This is a genomic window from Streptomyces sp. NPDC057694, from assembly GCF_042799415.1.
In the GTDB taxonomy this organism is placed as follows: domain Bacteria; phylum Actinomycetota; class Actinomycetes; order Streptomycetales; family Streptomycetaceae; genus Streptomyces.
Map to the genome: position 1 here is coordinate 1 of NZ_JBHVIX010000003.1, position 13,654 is coordinate 13,654.

The window sequence follows — 13,654 nt, forward strand, 5'->3', positions numbered from 1 at the left end:
GGTTACAACGTTGGAGAAGGATCCCCCGACAACGCCGATACGACCAGGGTGTCCTCCTGCACATTGGCAAGCGGGAGGGGGAAGTGGGCCCCCCCCCCCCCGCCCCTCTCGTCCGTCGCGGCTCAGCGCCTCAGGGCGCGTCCGCCAGGGTCTTCGTCACGTCCACCGACGTGGAGCGCGTCGCCACCAGCCGGCCGTCGCGCACCTGCTGGAACGTGACCCGCGCGTTGACCAGCCGGGGGTAGTCGCCGGCCGCCGACATGTGGTCGTAGTCCCAGCGCAGCGACGGTGTGAGGCCGGCCGTCGTGACCTTCAGGCCCTTGTCGAGGGTGCGGCGCACCGAGTCCGAGGTCACCTCGCCGTCGCCGATCGCCTCGACGACCTGGCGCAGCACGGTGTACGCGATCCAGGTGGTCTGCACCCCGGCGTCCGCCGGGTCGATCCGGTTGTCGCCGAAGGCCCGCTCCTTGATCGCCTTCTTCATCGGGTCCCAGCGCCTGTCGCTCGCCGCCGGGTACCAGCCGGTCACGTACGCCCCCTCGTAGGCGCTCTGCGCGCCGCCGGAGCGGTCGATGACGGACTGGTCGACGCTGCCGAGCACGCTGGCCGTGCGCACCTTCGGGTAGCCGTCGCGCAGCCGCCGGAACGAGTCGAAGAACGTGTCCGTCCGTTCGCCGAGCGCGCCCACCACACAGCCCTTGCCGTCCGGCACGGCGCTTGCCGCGCTCAGCGCCCGGACCGCCTGGTCGTTGTAGTCGGTGGCGTCCTCGGCGGCCCGCAGATCGGTGGCGGCGGGGCGGTCGCCCAGCGCGAGGCCGGTGTTCATCAGGGAGACGAGGTCGTCGCCCGCGACGGTGTCGGGCCGGACCAGGACGGTGCGCGCGCACTCCCCGGCGAGCTGCTGCCCGTTCCCGGCGAGCAGGGCCGCCTGGCCGCCGTTGACCGGGTAGGACAGCGGGCTGGTGAACTCCGTGTCGGTCACCCCGTAGCCGCCTATGTAGGGGATGCCCGCCGATTCGAGCGGCGACATGAACGCCCGCCCGTACTGGCTGTAGGAGCCGACGACGGCGACCGCGTGCTGGTCGACGGCCGCGCGGGCGCACTTCGTGGCGTCCACGCTGTCGTTGTGATCGTTGCAGGTCAGCACCTTCAGCGGGCGGCCGTCGATACCGCCGTGGGAGTTGATCCAGCGCGCGTACGCCTGCGCCATGGCGGGCATGCCCGGCTGGTTCGTCGCCCCGGTCTTCTCCGGCGCCCAGGTCATCACGGTGACCGGCTGGTCCCCGGAGCCCTCCGTGATCCCCGGGATCAGCCCGCAGCCGGCGACCAGGGCCGTGCCCGCCACGAGGGTCGTGGCCCTCCTGAGCAGAGTGAGGGTGCGCTTGACGGTGGTGGTGAGAGGGCGCTCGTCGCCCGTGCCGGTCATGATCCTGCACGATTCCCCCGCCTCCCCAACCCGGAGGTGACCCGTGGTCAACGAGTGGTGACGCGCAGGTGAATTACGGGGGCCGGTCGGCGCGCCCGGTGACGGCACGTACGATCGATGACCGTGCAAAGCTCGGAGAAGTCTTCCCGCCGCGGCCGTCGCTCCACGACTATGGACGGCATGCCACTCAACGACATGCCGTGGTGGCGCTGGCGCAGCAATGTGCGCTCCGCGCTGCACATGCTCTCCGATCCGTCCTTCCAGCGGGAAGTCTGGCTGGCCGGTGTGGACGGGTACGGAGACGTGACCGACGCCGTGTACCGCCTCGTCGAGGACACCTGGCTGGACAACTGGTCCGCCGAGAAATACGTCGGAACGATTTTCCGGGACGCGCAGGAGGCGGCGCTCGTCGACTCCGCGGTGCTCAAGGTGCTGCGCATCATGCACCAGGTCGGCCCCGACGCCCCCGTCTCCGTGTACCTCCAGCACGAGGGGTGGCCGGAAGCGGTGGGCGCGGCCCGCGAGGCGCACGTGCGGCTCGCCACGAGCGACGGCGAGGAACCCGACACGGCGCCGCGGACCCTGGAAGTGCTGCGGATCATGACGCGGGCCGCTTAGGGCCTGGTGCCTGTCCGCGCAGCGGAACGGTGGGCTGTCGTCGGGCGCGGTGTGCGAACCTTGCCCCTATGAATGCGCAGTCCGCGGCCGTCGCCGGTCCCGATCAGTACGTCCTCACCCTGTCCTGCCCCGACAAGCAGGGCATCGTGCACGCCGTGTCGAGCTATCTCTTCATGACCGGTTGCAACATCGAGGACAGCCAGCAGTTCGGCGACCACGACACCGGTCTGTTCTTCATGCGGGTCCACTTCAGCGCGGACGCGCCGGTGACGGCGGAGAAGCTGCGGGCCAGCTTCGCCGCGATCGGTGACTCGTTCCGCATGGACTGGCAGATCCACCGGGCCGCCGACCGCATGAAGGTCGTGCTCATGGTCAGCAAGTTCGGCCACTGCCTGAACGATCTGCTCTTCCGGGCCCGGATCGGCGCGCTGCCCGTCGACATCGCCGCCGTCGTCTCCAACCACACGGACTTCGCCGAGCTGGTCGCCACGTACGACATCCCCTTCCGCCACATTCCCGTGACGAAGGACACCAAGGCGGCCGCCGAGGCGCAGGTTCTCGAACTGGTCCGGGAGGAGCAGGTCGAGCTGGTCGTGCTCGCCCGGTACATGCAGGTGCTCTCCGACGACCTCTGCAAGCAGCTCAGCGGGCGCATCATCAACATCCACCACTCGTTCCTGCCGAGCTTCAAGGGCGCCAAGCCGTATCACCAGGCGCATGCGCGGGGTGTGAAGCTGATCGGGGCGACCGCGCACTATGTCACCGCCGATCTCGACGAGGGGCCGATCATCGAGCAGGAGGTCGAGCGGGTCGCGCACGACGTCACGCCCGATCAGCTGGTCGCCATCGGTCGTGACGTGGAGTGTCAGGCGCTGGCCCGGGCCGTGAAGTGGCACGCCGAACGCCGAATCCTCCTGAACGGCCGCCGCACGGTCGTCTTCGCCTAGCCCACGGTCGGCTTGTCGGTCGGGTGCGGGCCGGTGGCCGCTTCTCGCGCAGTTCCCCGCGCCCCTGAAGGCATGCGCTTCGCGCGCCTTCCCCTCGGAGGCTGCGCCGAGCGCAGCCTCCCGATGAGATGCCGCACGAAGTGCGCATCTCAGGGGCGCGGGGAACTGCGCGACCAGCCACGACGAGAGCCGCGGACGACAACGATGCCCCCGCGCTACATGCGGCTCAGCGACGCGGTGGCGCGGAGGACGTCTCGGATGGCGTCCCGGTCGCCGAGCTGACCCGCCGCGGCCTCCTCAGGGGAGACGTGACCGGCGGCCAGGCGGCAGAACTCCACACCGTCCAGCGCGACATGAGCCACCTCCCGCTCGGCGGACCCCACCCCGGTGGGCGAGTCGAGGGCGATCAGCCACTCGCCGCCACCGGCCCCCTCGACCTCAAGTCGCAGACTGCGCCCGGGCGCCCCGGACGGCGCCGCCAGTCCACTGCGGCGGCGCTGGTCCAGCGAACCGGGAAGCATCCGCGCGGCCAGATCGATCATCCGGTTCAGATGGCGCGGCGACGGCGCGGCGTACGGATAGTCGACGGCGTCCGCGATGTCCCCGGCGTGCACCCAGCACTCGAAGGCCCGGTCGATCATGGCGTCCCGCAGCGGAAGCGTGAAGTCCCCGTACGAGATCGGGAGTTGCCCGGTGCCCCCGGCGCCCGCCGCGTCCTCCCCGGCGAACGACACGGTACGGATGACGGCATGCGTCTGGTCGCGCCACGGAGGGCGCGCGGCACGGGTCGGCGGGAAGTACGAGGCCTTCCAGTACGCCTCGGTGCGCTCCAGCGGCCCGAGCCCGTCGCGGACCGCGGGCCCGGCCGGATCGTCGAGCCCGAGGGACCGGGCGACCAGGCCGTCGACGCAGGTCAGATGGGCGATGACACCGGCGACGGTCGTCTTGCGGCTGACCTGCTCGTCACCCTCGTACCAGCGCAGCCGGACCGGCGCGTGCCACTCCGGGTCGCCGAAGTCCTGGAGCAGGGCGTCGAGCCGGGCGGTCTCGGCGTCGTACGGCACCGTCCAGGAGGGGACCGGGATGCGTGCGGGGCGCCGGGTGAGGCAGCCCTCCAGGACGCGGGCGCGGAGCATCGGGTCGAGGTCGAGGGTCTCCTCGGCGTGCAGCAGCCCGACGGCGTCCCGCAGCCGCAGGGCCTCCTCGGCACAGGTGCCGCACTCGCCGAGATGGTCCTCGACGGCGACGGCCTCCTCGGGCGAGCAGGCGGCCAGCGCCCACGCGCCGAGCAGTGACTTGAGCACGCGGTGCTCCAGGACGAGCGGTGCGGGTGCGGGTACGTCGGGCAGCGGGACCCCGGTGTCCTCGACGGAGCTGCGCGGCGTCGGTATCCGGGCCGCGGCGTCCGCCGTGCCACCGGTCTCCCCGGACCGGTCGGGCTCGTCGCCGAACGGGTCGTAGGGGTCGTACGGGTCGTGGCGGCCCGGTCCGCCCGCGCCGCTCACGCCGGCCTCCCGTAGCCACCGCCGGGCGGGCGGTCGCTGTCGTGGGCCGTGGACAGCAACTGGAGCCCCAGGCGCAGCCGACGACGGGCCTCGTCCTCGGTGACGCCGAGGTCGGCGGCGGTCTGGCGGTAGTCACGGCGCTGGAAATAGGCCAGTTCGAGCGCGGCGCGCAGCGGGGCGGGCATCGACGTGACGATGTAGTCGGCGCGGGCGGCGGCGGAGGCGCGGCGCACCTTGCGCTCCAGGTCCTCGGTGGTGCCGCGGCCGCTGCGCACGAGGGCCGCGGACTCGGTCTGCCGCAGCCGCTGGACGGCCTGGCGGTGGACGAGCGTGGCGATGAAGGAGCGCAGCGGGCCCGACTTCGGGTCGTAGGCCTCCGGGTTCTCCCAGATCTGGGTGAACACCTCGCGGGTGATCTGGTCCGCGGCGTCCTCGTCGTCCAGGACGCGGTGCGCCAGGCCGTGCACCAGGGATGCGAAACGGTCGTACAGCTCTCCGAGCGCCGCGGCCTCGCCGTGCGCCAGACGCTGCTGCATCCTCCGGTCCCAGCGGGACGGAGTGTCCTTGGGCATGGAGCCCCCTCACCGGCTGCCCGTACGTACTGCTACTCCTGAACTGCTTACTTCCGAACTGCGTGCCTCCTACCCGAATGTAGTCCGCGACACCGACAACGCACGCCCCTTTGCGGCATTGTGCGCCCCTGGCGGCGTCAGGTGATAAAGAGCCGGGGCCCTCCCGAGGTGCGCGGACGACCGTCTGACCGTTTTGGCTGAGAAGCAACCGGCTCGGTCTTAACAGAGTCATATGTGATAGGTGTGCGGGGGTGTTTCATCGCTGCGCGGCCGGGCAGCCGCGCAGATGAAACGAAGGCGTGGATTCCGGATCTAGTCAGAAGCGAAGTGACGTCGAGCGAGAGGCGATGAGCGTGGTGCTCAAGGTGACCGAGGCGGCGCAGGGCGACTGGGCCGTCGTGCAGGTCTCGGGCGAGATGGACCTCGTGACGTCCCCGGCGGTGCGCCAGCAGGTGCACGACGCCGTCGCCGACGGCCGGCACAGTGTCGTGCTCGACCTCTCGGACGTGCTGTTCTGCGACTCCAGCGGGGTGGGTGTGCTGATAGCCGCCCGCCGCCTGATGCGTTCGTGCCAGGGGCAGCTGCGGCTGATCCTGCCCGCGCGTGGGGCCGAGGACGGATCGCACGTGAACCGGGTGCTCGCGGCGCTCGGGGTGCGGCGGCTGTTCGAGGTGTATCCGGATGTGGCGGCCGCCGTCGACGAGGACACGGCGCCGATGTCCGCGTGACATCCGCGCGGGTTCCGTGCGCCTTCCGCGCGGTTTCCGTCCGGCTTATGTCGCGGGCATTCTCCGGTCCTGCCACAAACGCGCACTTCGGGCCCCCTGCCGCGCTGTGCGACGTACGCTCGCAGGCGTAGCACCCACCGACGTGAGAGGCGGCTCATCAGCATGGACGAGCGGAGGATCGCTGCCCGGTTCGCCGGCTTCGACCAGGACGGCAACGGATACATCGACCGCGAGGACTTCTACTCCGCCGCGAAGGCGCTGCTCGCCGAGTTCGATGTGACGGCGCGCTGCGACAAGGGGCAGGACCTGTTCGCCGGGGCCGAGGCGTTCTGGCAGGGCATGGCCGGGATCGCCGATGTGGACGGGGATCAGCGGGTGACCCGGGGGGAGTTCGTCACCGGGGCCGTCAAGCGGTTGCGGGACAGCCCCGAGCGGTTCGCCGAGATCGCCCGGCCGTTCTTGCGCGCTGCCATTGCTCTGGCCGAGCCTGATCGGAGGGATGGCGGGGTCGGGGTGGCTTCTGCCGAGCGGGTGTTGCGGGTGTTGGGTGTGGAGGGCGGGGTTGCCGCTCAGGCCGTTGCCTCGCTGGACGGTGACGGGGATGGGCGGGTCTCCGAGGACGAGGCCGTTCGGGGGTTCGCGCTCTATTTCACTGTGCCGGACTGATGCGGTTCGTTGTCGAGTGCCGGCCGGTGGCCTCTTCTCGCGCAGTTCCCCGCGCCCCTATCGGGGCGCGTAGCGCTCCCTCAGTTTGTACTTGAGGACCTTGCGCAGCGCGTCGTTGCGCGGGAGGGCCTCCACCGTCTCCAGTTGTTCCGGGAGTTTGAAGGTCGACAGGCCCTCGGCGCGCAGGTAGGCCGTGATCTCGGCGAGGGTCAACTCCGGCGCTCCAGGCATCAGTTCCAGCACCGCGCAAACGCGTTCGCCGCGTTCGGGGTCCGGGAGGCCGATCACGGCCGCGTCCTGGACCGAGGGGTGGGCGTGCAGGAGGTCCTCGATCTCCTTCGCCGAGATGTTCTCGCCCTTGCGGATGATGATGTCCTTCGCGCGGCCGGTCAGGACCAGATGGCCGGTGGGGAGCACGTGGCCCAGGTCGCCGGTGACGAGGAAGCCGTCCGCGTCGAAGGCGTCCGCCGACTGACGCGGATCCAGGTAGCCCTGGCAGACCGCCTCGCCGCGCAGCCGGACGTTTCCGTCGACGCCGGCCGGGACCTGTGTCCCGTCCTCGTCGACGATCCTGATCTCCATGCCCTCCGGCGGGCGGCCCTCCGTCGTCGCGAGGTTGTCGGCCGTGTCGTCCGGGGCGCCCATCGTGATCATCGGGACCTCGGTCATGCCGTAGCCGTGGGTGAGCTGGACGTCCATCTCGCGGACCACCGAGTGGTAGACCTCCGGCGGCTTCGGGGCGCCGCCGCCCGCGAGGAGGCGCAGGCTCGGGATCACCTTGTGGTCCGGGTCCTTGCGCTGCTCGGCCAGGAACATGGAGTAGAACGCCGTGGAGCCGCCCGCCACCGTCACCCCGTGCCGCCGGTACTCGGCCAGCGCGTCCGGCAGCGCGAACTGCTCGAACAGCACCGCGGGGAAGCCGTAGAGGAGCAGCATCACCGTGTAGTCGGGCCCGGCTATGTGCGCGTACGGGAAGGCCATCGAGCCGACGTCCGACTCCGACAGGTGCAGGGCGTGGGCCAGGCAGGAGCCGCCCGCGATCAGTGAACGGTCCGTGTGGAGCACGCCCTTGGGGTCCGAGGTCGTGCCGGACGTCCAGTAGATCCAGCGGATGTCCGTGCCCGAGGCGGGCGGCGCGGGAAGGATCGCCGGGTCGGCCTCCGGCAGGTCCTCGTACGCCTCGAAGACGCCCTTCGCGCCCAGCCGGTGGGCCATCTCCGTGTGGTCGAAGCCCCGCCAGACGCCCGGCGTCGCGAAGAACTCGGCCTTCGACTCGCGCAGCGCGAAGCCGACCTCGCGGTCCCGGTAGAAGGGGATGACCGGGGTCTGCGTCGCGCCGAGGCGGGCCAGCGCGAAGGTGAGCAGGGCCGTCTCGATCCGGGTGGGCAGCTGCCAGGCCACCACGGTGCCGGGGCGCACCCCGCGCTCGTACAGACCGGCCGCGACCCGCTCGGCCCGGCCGCGCAACTCGCCGAAGGTCAGGACGCGTTCGCCCTGGAGGAGGACGGGGCGGTCGGGGGTCAGGGCGGCGCGGCGTTCGACCAGTTCCCAGAGCGTGCGGGACGCGCCCAGGGCGTGTGCGGTGTCCGTCATCTGCGTACCCCTTCGAACCGGACAGGTAACTGACGACCTGTCAGATGTGAGGGAGAGCGTAAGTCCGTGCTTCTTGTCGGTCCAGAGGTGCGGGGCTAGCCTGGCATCTGACGGAGCATCAGAAACGTACGGATCGCTCGGATCGCTCGGGCCGTACGGATCGTCCGGATCGTTCGGTGGAGGGGCTCAGCACTCATGACGGAACTGCCGCGCATCGTCGGCGTCGACGACCATGTGATCGAACCTGCCCGGCGCTTCGGGACCTGGCTGCCGGCCGAGCACGCGATCCGCAGGCTCGGCCTCGACACGGACCGGGACCGGTAGCACTCGTGGACCTCACGTACACCGGCGAGGAGGAGGAGTTCCGGGCACGGCTGCGGGAGTGGCTGGGCGGGGTGCTGCCCACGCTCGGACCCAAGCCGTCGCCCGGCGACTGGCCCGGCCGCCGCGCCTACGACACCGGCTGGCAGCGCCGGCTGTACGACGCCGGGTACGGGGACGTGCACTGGGACGCCTCACCGACCACCCGGCTGATCTTCCTGGAGGAGACCGAGCGGGCGGGCGCACCCTACGTGGGCGCCAACTTCGTGGGCCTGCTGCACGCGGGGCCGACCATCGCCGCCGAGGGCACTGCCGCGCAGCGCGACCGGTGGCTGACGCCCGTCCTGCGCGGGGACGAGGTGTGGTGCCAGGGGTTCAGCGAGCCCGGCGCCGGATCCGACCTGGCGTCCCTGCGGACCAGGGCGGTGCGCGACGGCGACACGTACGTGATCAGCGGCTCCAAGATCTGGACCTCGCACGCCGAGGTCGCCGACTGGTGCGAGCTGCTGGTGCGGACCACCCCGATCGGCGCCGAGGCGCCCAAGCACCGCGGGATCACCTGGCTCGCGATGCCGATGGACGCGCCCGGCATCACGGTGCGCCCGCTGCGCACCCTCGCCGGGTCCACGGAGTTCGCCGAGATGTTCCTCGACGAGGTACGGGTGCCCGTCGGCAACCGGGTCGGCGAGGAGAACGACGGCTGGCGCGTGACCATGGTGACCCTGTCGTACGAGCGCGGCACCGCCTTCGTCGGGGAGGTCGTCGCCTGCCGCCGGGTCCTCGGCGAACTGGCCGCCCACGCGAGAAAGAGCGGCAAGTGGGACGACGCGGTACTGCGGCGCGAACTGGCACTGCTCGCGGCCGAGTTCGGCGCCCTGTGGCGGCTCACCCAGTGGAACGTGAGCGAGGCGCAGGCGAGCGGCGGCGTGCCGGGGGTCGGCGGGTCCGTCTTCAAGCTGCGGTACTCCCACGCCCGCCAGCGGCTCTACGACGTCGCCGCCGGGGTGCTGGGCGGCGCGGGCGCGCTGGACGCCGGGCAGGAATGGACCCTCGACCGGCTCTCCTCGCTGTCGTACACCATCGCCGCCGGAACCTCGCAGATCCAGCGCAACATCGTCGCCGAGCGCATCCTCGGCCTTCCCAAGGGCGGACGGTGAGCGGGCCGTGCACTTCCAACTGACCGAGGATCAGCGGGCCTTGCGGGACGGGACGCGCGAGCTGCTGGCCGGACGGTTCGGGCGCGAGGCGCTGCGGTCGTGCCTCGACACGGCCGCCGACGCTCCCGCGCCCGTACTCGACCGGGGTCTGTGGCGGGAGCTGGGCGCGGCCGGGCTGTTCGGCCTGTGCCTGCCCGAGTCGGCGGGCGGCGTCGGGCTCGGCCTCGCGGAGGCGGTGCTCGTCTTCGAGGAGTGCGGACGGGCGCTGGTGCCGGGGCCGCTGGTGGCCACGTTCCTCGCGGCGGGCGACGTCGAGGGCGCCGCGTCGGGCGAGACGGTCGTGACGGCGCCGTACAACGGACTCGTGCCGTGGCTCGACGCGGCGGACGTGGTGCGCGGCGACGCGGCGGGCGCCGAGCCGCTGGCCGCGCCCGTCGACCCGCTCACCCCGCTGCACCGGGTGCCCGACGGCGAGCGGTCACGCCCGCCGTGGCGGGCGACCCTGCTGTACGCGGCCGAACAGCTCGGCTCGGCGGGGCGCACGCTCGACATGGCGGTTCAACACGCCCGGGAACGCGAGCAGTTCGGACAGCCCGTCGGGGCCTTCCAGGCAGTGAAACATGTGTGCGCAGAGATGCTCGTACGGGTCGAGATCGCCCGTGCGGCGGTGTACGCGGCGGCCGTGACCGGTGACCCCGTCGAGGTCGCCGCGGCCGAACTGCTCGCCGACGAGGCCGCCGTCCAGGGGGCCAGGGACTGCCTCCAGGTGCACGGCGGTATGGGCTTCACCTGGGAGGCAGACGTTCATCTGCACCTGAAGCGGGCCTGGACACGGGCCGAGTTGGGCGGCCGGGCGCGGGACGCGGAGGAGGCGCTCGCGGCGTCCCTGTGACACCTCCCGGGCACGCCATGACGAGAGGTGCACGCACAGTGACGGAGTGTTGATATCGGGTTGTGTCCTTCGCGGGGCTCGTCACGCCGTGGAGTCGGCCTCCGGCTCCGGTACCTTGTGGCAGATGCGAGTGGTGCTGAACCCGAGCGACAGTGCCGGTGTTGCCTCCGAGGCGGCTCCGGGACCGCGGATGCGCGCCGCTCAGAGTCCAGGGCGGTGCATCACGCCCGCCTGTTCGACCCCCCGCGAGACGCGTCGCACAGTATGCCGTACGGGTACTCCTTCGCGCTGGAATATGCCCGAAGCGCTTGTTGGGGTGACTGTACGTCAACCATGCTGTGCAGCAAGGGGGTCACGGTCCGTGATCTTCCGCAGTGGCCAGCAAGGTCAGTGGCGCGAGGCGACGTGTCCGCCGGTTCGGATGGTGTGAGCGGTGCAGGTGCTTCAGGTTCAACTGGAGGTCGGGGCCGACCCCGCGGAGGTGGGGCGGGCCCGCAGGTGGGCGCGGCAGCGTCTCGCCGGCTCGGGCGTGGATCCCGACGAGCCGGCTGCCGAGACGCTGATCCTGCTCGTCTCCGAGCTCGTGACCAATGCCGTGGTGCACACCGGCCGCCCGGCCGTGCTCCGGATGGTGCTGCCGTGCGCCGGAGGCGCGTGTCCCGGCATGGTGCGGGTGGAGGTCGCCGACTCCAGTGCCCGCCCGCCGGCGCCGCGGCACGCGGACGGCGAGGAGACCAACGGCCGGGGGCTCGAACTCGTCGACGGTCTCGCCGACCGCTGGGGCTGGCGCCCCGAGGGCACGGGCAAGGCCATCTGGTGCGAGATCGACCGGTGCGGGTCCGCCGCCGGGGTCGGCTGGTCGGCGGGAGCCACTGCGCCGGGTGCGCTCCGGTCCAGTGCTTCTGTGAGCGCCTGAACATTTTTCGCATTAAGCACAAATACCCGTACGGCTGTTGACGTGACGTGTCCGTTTGATCACGCTTGTGGATGGCGAATCGCCGCGAGGGGACGTCGAGGGCCCTTGTGACGGGGGCCCTCGGCGAGGAATCCGGCTCCGCCGCGGGGGTGTCCGGTCGTTGCCGGGTGACGGTTCGTCGTGGCTGGTCGCGCAGTTCCCCGCGCCCCTGAGGCAGGCGCTTCGCGCAGCCTCCCCTTGGGGCGCGCCCCTGATGAGATGGCGCACGGAATGCGCATCTCAGGGGCGCGGGGAGCTGCGCGAGAAGCGGCCACCGGGCCGCAGGTGGGAACGGCTAGAAGAGGGCTACCGGGGCCACCGGAGTGCCCGTTGCTCCCTGGAAGGGTTCTGGCATCGCCGAGAGCAGGAAGCTGTAGCGGGAAAGTTCTCCACAGGCTGTGGACAGAGATTCCAGATTCCAGTTCTGGCCCTGCAACATGCCCATCTCGACGAGGTCGAGCGCGTGCACCGGGAGCCACAGGTCCTCGATCTCCGGCGGGAAGATCTCGAAGGTCAGGGTGTCGTTGGCGACCGCCGCCACGTCGCGGGCGTGGAACCACTCGGGGGCGCGCACCGACAGGCCGGGTGAGGGGTAGCCGTAGCCGTGTTTGTCGCCCGCCAGGTACACCTGGATCTGGCCCGTGCGGACCAGGACGATGTCGCCGGACCCGACCTCCACGCGGCCGAACTCGGCCGCCTCGTCCAGGTCTTGGGGGGTGACCGCGTGGTCGCCGGGGAGCCGGTCCAGGCCCTTCGCCGCCGCCACGTCGAGCAGGACGCCGCGCGAGACGATGTACGGGATCTTGTCGATGCCGCCGAACCCGGCGCCGCCGTGCGCGGTGATGGTGTCCGCCGGGCGGCCGTTGTAGAGGCGGCCCGAGTGCGAGACATGGGTGAGGGCGTCCCAGTGGGTGGCCGCCTGGAGTCCCATCGTCACGGCGTCGTCGCTGCACGCCACCGTGCCGGGGCCGAAGATCTCCTGGTTGATCTGCACCATCGAGTGGAACGGGTTGATCCTGCCCGGGATCAGGCCCGACTGGACGCCGTCCTCCTTCAGGGGGAGCCCGAGCGGCACGCGGCGGCCCGTGCGGACCTCGGCGGCGGCCTCCCGGACCACCTCGTCGGTGACGAGGTTGAGGGTGCCGATCTCGTCGGCCGCTCCCCAACGCCCCCAGTTGTTCACGTGTTTGGCGATGTCGTGGAACTCGGCGGGCAGGGGCATCGGGCCTCCCGGGCGTCGTGTGCTGTTGTGTGCCAGGTCTTGTGTTCCGGTATCTGACGGGTCGTAGAATCCGACCGACAGCAAAATCTAACGGGTCGTCAGAAACCGCGGGAAGGGGCCGGGCATGGGGAACTTCTTGGCAGGCAAGGTCGTCGCCGTGACGGGGGCGGGGCGTGGCATCGGGCGGGCCGTCGCGCTCGCGTGCGCCGCCGAGGGCGCCAAGGTCGTCGTCAACGACTTCGGGGTGTCCATCGAGGGCGGTGAGCCCACCTCCGAGATCGCGCTCGGCGTCGTCAAGGAGATCGAGGCGGCCGGCGGGGAGGCCGTCGCCGTCGCCGACGACGTGTCGACCATGGCCGGCGGGCAGCGCATCGTGGACACCGCCGTGGAGACGTACGGGCGGATCGACGGGGTGGTGTGCGTCGCCGGGATCCTGCGTGAGCGGATGCTGTTCAACATGTCCGAGGCGGAGTGGGACCCCGTCGTCGCCACCCACCTGAAGGGCACCTTCACCGTGTTCCGGGCCGCCTCCGCCGTCATGCGCAAGCAGCGCTCGGGCACCCTCATCGGGTTCACCAGCGGCAACCACCAGGGCTCCGTCGCGCAGGCCAACTACAGCTCGGCCAAGGGCGGCATCATCTCGCTGGTGCGCAGCGCCGCGCTCGGCCTGCACAAGTACGGGGTGAGCGCCAACGCGGTGGCCCCTGTCGCCCGTACGCGCATGTCGGCCAATGTGCCCATGACGCTGAAGGAGATCGGGGAGCCCGAGGACGTCGCCGCGTTCGTCGTCTACCTGCTCAGCGACCGGGCCCGCGAGGAGAAGATCACCGGCCAGGTGTACACCGTGGCCGGGCCGAAGATCGCCGTGTGGGCGCAGCCGCGCGAGCTGCGCGCCGGGTATGCCGAGGGTGGGGCCTGGACGCCGGAGCGGATCGCCGACTTCCTGCCGGGCGCCGTCGGCACCGACCCGATGCCGCTGCTCGCCCAGCTGGAGGAGATGGCGCGGGCGGCCGCCGCCGAGGAACGGCCCAATCAGTAGAGGGTGGGGTGGC

14 protein-coding genes are annotated in these 13,654 nt (G+C 71.3%); 9 read left to right on the forward strand and 5 right to left on the reverse strand.

Features of this window, described 5'->3' with window-relative positions:
- Positions 1–130: 130 nt before the first annotated feature.
- Positions 131–1,426, reverse strand: coding sequence for an ABC transporter substrate-binding protein (locus tag ACFVDP_RS09735; RefSeq protein ID WP_383486081.1), 1,296 nt, complete (start codon positions 1,424–1,426; stop codon positions 131–133).
- Positions 1,427–1,543: 117 nt separating this feature from the next.
- On the opposite strand from ACFVDP_RS09735, the gene ACFVDP_RS09740 reads away from it, so the two are divergent.
- Together ACFVDP_RS09740 and purU are read left to right on the forward strand one after the other, a co-directional pair.
- The gene (locus tag ACFVDP_RS09740) at positions 1,544–2,044 is read left to right on the forward strand and encodes a hypothetical protein (RefSeq protein ID WP_383486084.1); all 501 of its coding nucleotides are present in this window, start codon (positions 1,544–1,546) and stop codon (positions 2,042–2,044) included.
- Positions 2,045–2,112: 68 nt separating this feature from the next.
- Complete coding sequence (gene purU / locus ACFVDP_RS09745; RefSeq protein ID WP_383486087.1) at positions 2,113–2,991, forward strand: formyltetrahydrofolate deformylase; 879 nt, start codon at positions 2,113–2,115, stop codon at positions 2,989–2,991.
- Between the two features lie 215 nt (positions 2,992–3,206).
- Here purU and ACFVDP_RS09750 read toward each other — a convergent pair whose 3' ends face one another.
- The gene (locus ACFVDP_RS09750; RefSeq protein ID WP_383486090.1) at positions 3,207–4,496 is read right to left on the reverse strand and encodes a zf-HC2 domain-containing protein; all 1,290 of its coding nucleotides are present in this window, start codon (positions 4,494–4,496) and stop codon (positions 3,207–3,209) included.
- The gene (locus tag ACFVDP_RS09755) at positions 4,493–5,068 is read right to left on the reverse strand and encodes a sigma-70 family RNA polymerase sigma factor (RefSeq protein WP_383486093.1); all 576 of its coding nucleotides are present in this window, start codon (positions 5,066–5,068) and stop codon (positions 4,493–4,495) included. Before ACFVDP_RS09755 ends, ACFVDP_RS09750 begins: the two co-directional genes overlap by 4 nt.
- A gap of 347 nt (positions 5,069–5,415) precedes the next feature.
- Between ACFVDP_RS09755 and ACFVDP_RS09760 the strand changes: the two genes are divergently transcribed.
- Positions 5,416–5,796: an STAS domain-containing protein gene (locus ACFVDP_RS09760; RefSeq protein WP_383486096.1), complete on the forward strand. Its 381-nt coding sequence runs from the start codon at positions 5,416–5,418 to the stop codon at positions 5,794–5,796.
- Positions 5,797–5,958: 162 nt separating this feature from the next.
- Entirely contained in the window at positions 5,959–6,462 is a 504-nt protein-coding gene (locus ACFVDP_RS09765) for an EF-hand domain-containing protein (RefSeq protein ID WP_383486098.1), read from the forward strand.
- A gap of 57 nt (positions 6,463–6,519) precedes the next feature.
- Here the strand turns inward: ACFVDP_RS09765 and ACFVDP_RS09770 are convergent, their stop codons facing one another.
- Entirely contained in the window at positions 6,520–8,055 is a 1,536-nt protein-coding gene (locus tag ACFVDP_RS09770) for a class I adenylate-forming enzyme family protein (RefSeq protein ID WP_383486101.1), read from the reverse strand.
- A gap of 195 nt (positions 8,056–8,250) precedes the next feature.
- Between ACFVDP_RS09770 and ACFVDP_RS09775 the strand changes: the two genes are divergently transcribed.
- The 4 genes from ACFVDP_RS09775 to ACFVDP_RS09790 all read left to right on the forward strand — a co-directional run bounded on the left by ACFVDP_RS09775 (position 8,251) and on the right by ACFVDP_RS09790 (position 11,341).
- Positions 8,251–8,379, forward strand: a complete 129-nt coding sequence (locus ACFVDP_RS09775; RefSeq protein WP_383486104.1) for a hypothetical protein — start codon at positions 8,251–8,253, stop codon at positions 8,377–8,379.
- A gap of 5 nt (positions 8,380–8,384) precedes the next feature.
- Positions 8,385–9,533: an acyl-CoA dehydrogenase family protein gene (locus ACFVDP_RS09780; protein WP_383486107.1), complete on the forward strand. Its 1,149-nt coding sequence runs from the start codon at positions 8,385–8,387 to the stop codon at positions 9,531–9,533.
- Positions 9,534–9,540: 7 nt separating this feature from the next.
- Positions 9,541–10,425 (forward strand): acyl-CoA dehydrogenase family protein, encoded by an 885-nt coding sequence (locus ACFVDP_RS09785; protein WP_383486110.1) that lies wholly within the window; start codon positions 9,541–9,543, stop codon positions 10,423–10,425.
- A gap of 433 nt (positions 10,426–10,858) precedes the next feature.
- The gene (locus ACFVDP_RS09790; RefSeq protein ID WP_383486113.1) at positions 10,859–11,341 is read left to right on the forward strand and encodes an ATP-binding protein; all 483 of its coding nucleotides are present in this window, start codon (positions 10,859–10,861) and stop codon (positions 11,339–11,341) included.
- Positions 11,342–11,675: 334 nt separating this feature from the next.
- Here ACFVDP_RS09790 and ACFVDP_RS09795 read toward each other — a convergent pair whose 3' ends face one another.
- The gene (locus ACFVDP_RS09795) at positions 11,676–12,602 is read right to left on the reverse strand and encodes a cyclase family protein (protein ID WP_383486116.1); all 927 of its coding nucleotides are present in this window, start codon (positions 12,600–12,602) and stop codon (positions 11,676–11,678) included.
- A gap of 124 nt (positions 12,603–12,726) precedes the next feature.
- Here ACFVDP_RS09795 and ACFVDP_RS09800 point away from each other — a divergent pair, with 124 nt between their 5' ends.
- Positions 12,727–13,641 (forward strand): SDR family oxidoreductase, encoded by a 915-nt coding sequence (locus ACFVDP_RS09800; RefSeq protein ID WP_383486119.1) that lies wholly within the window; start codon positions 12,727–12,729, stop codon positions 13,639–13,641.
- The last annotated feature ends 13 nt before the right edge of the window (positions 13,642–13,654 follow it).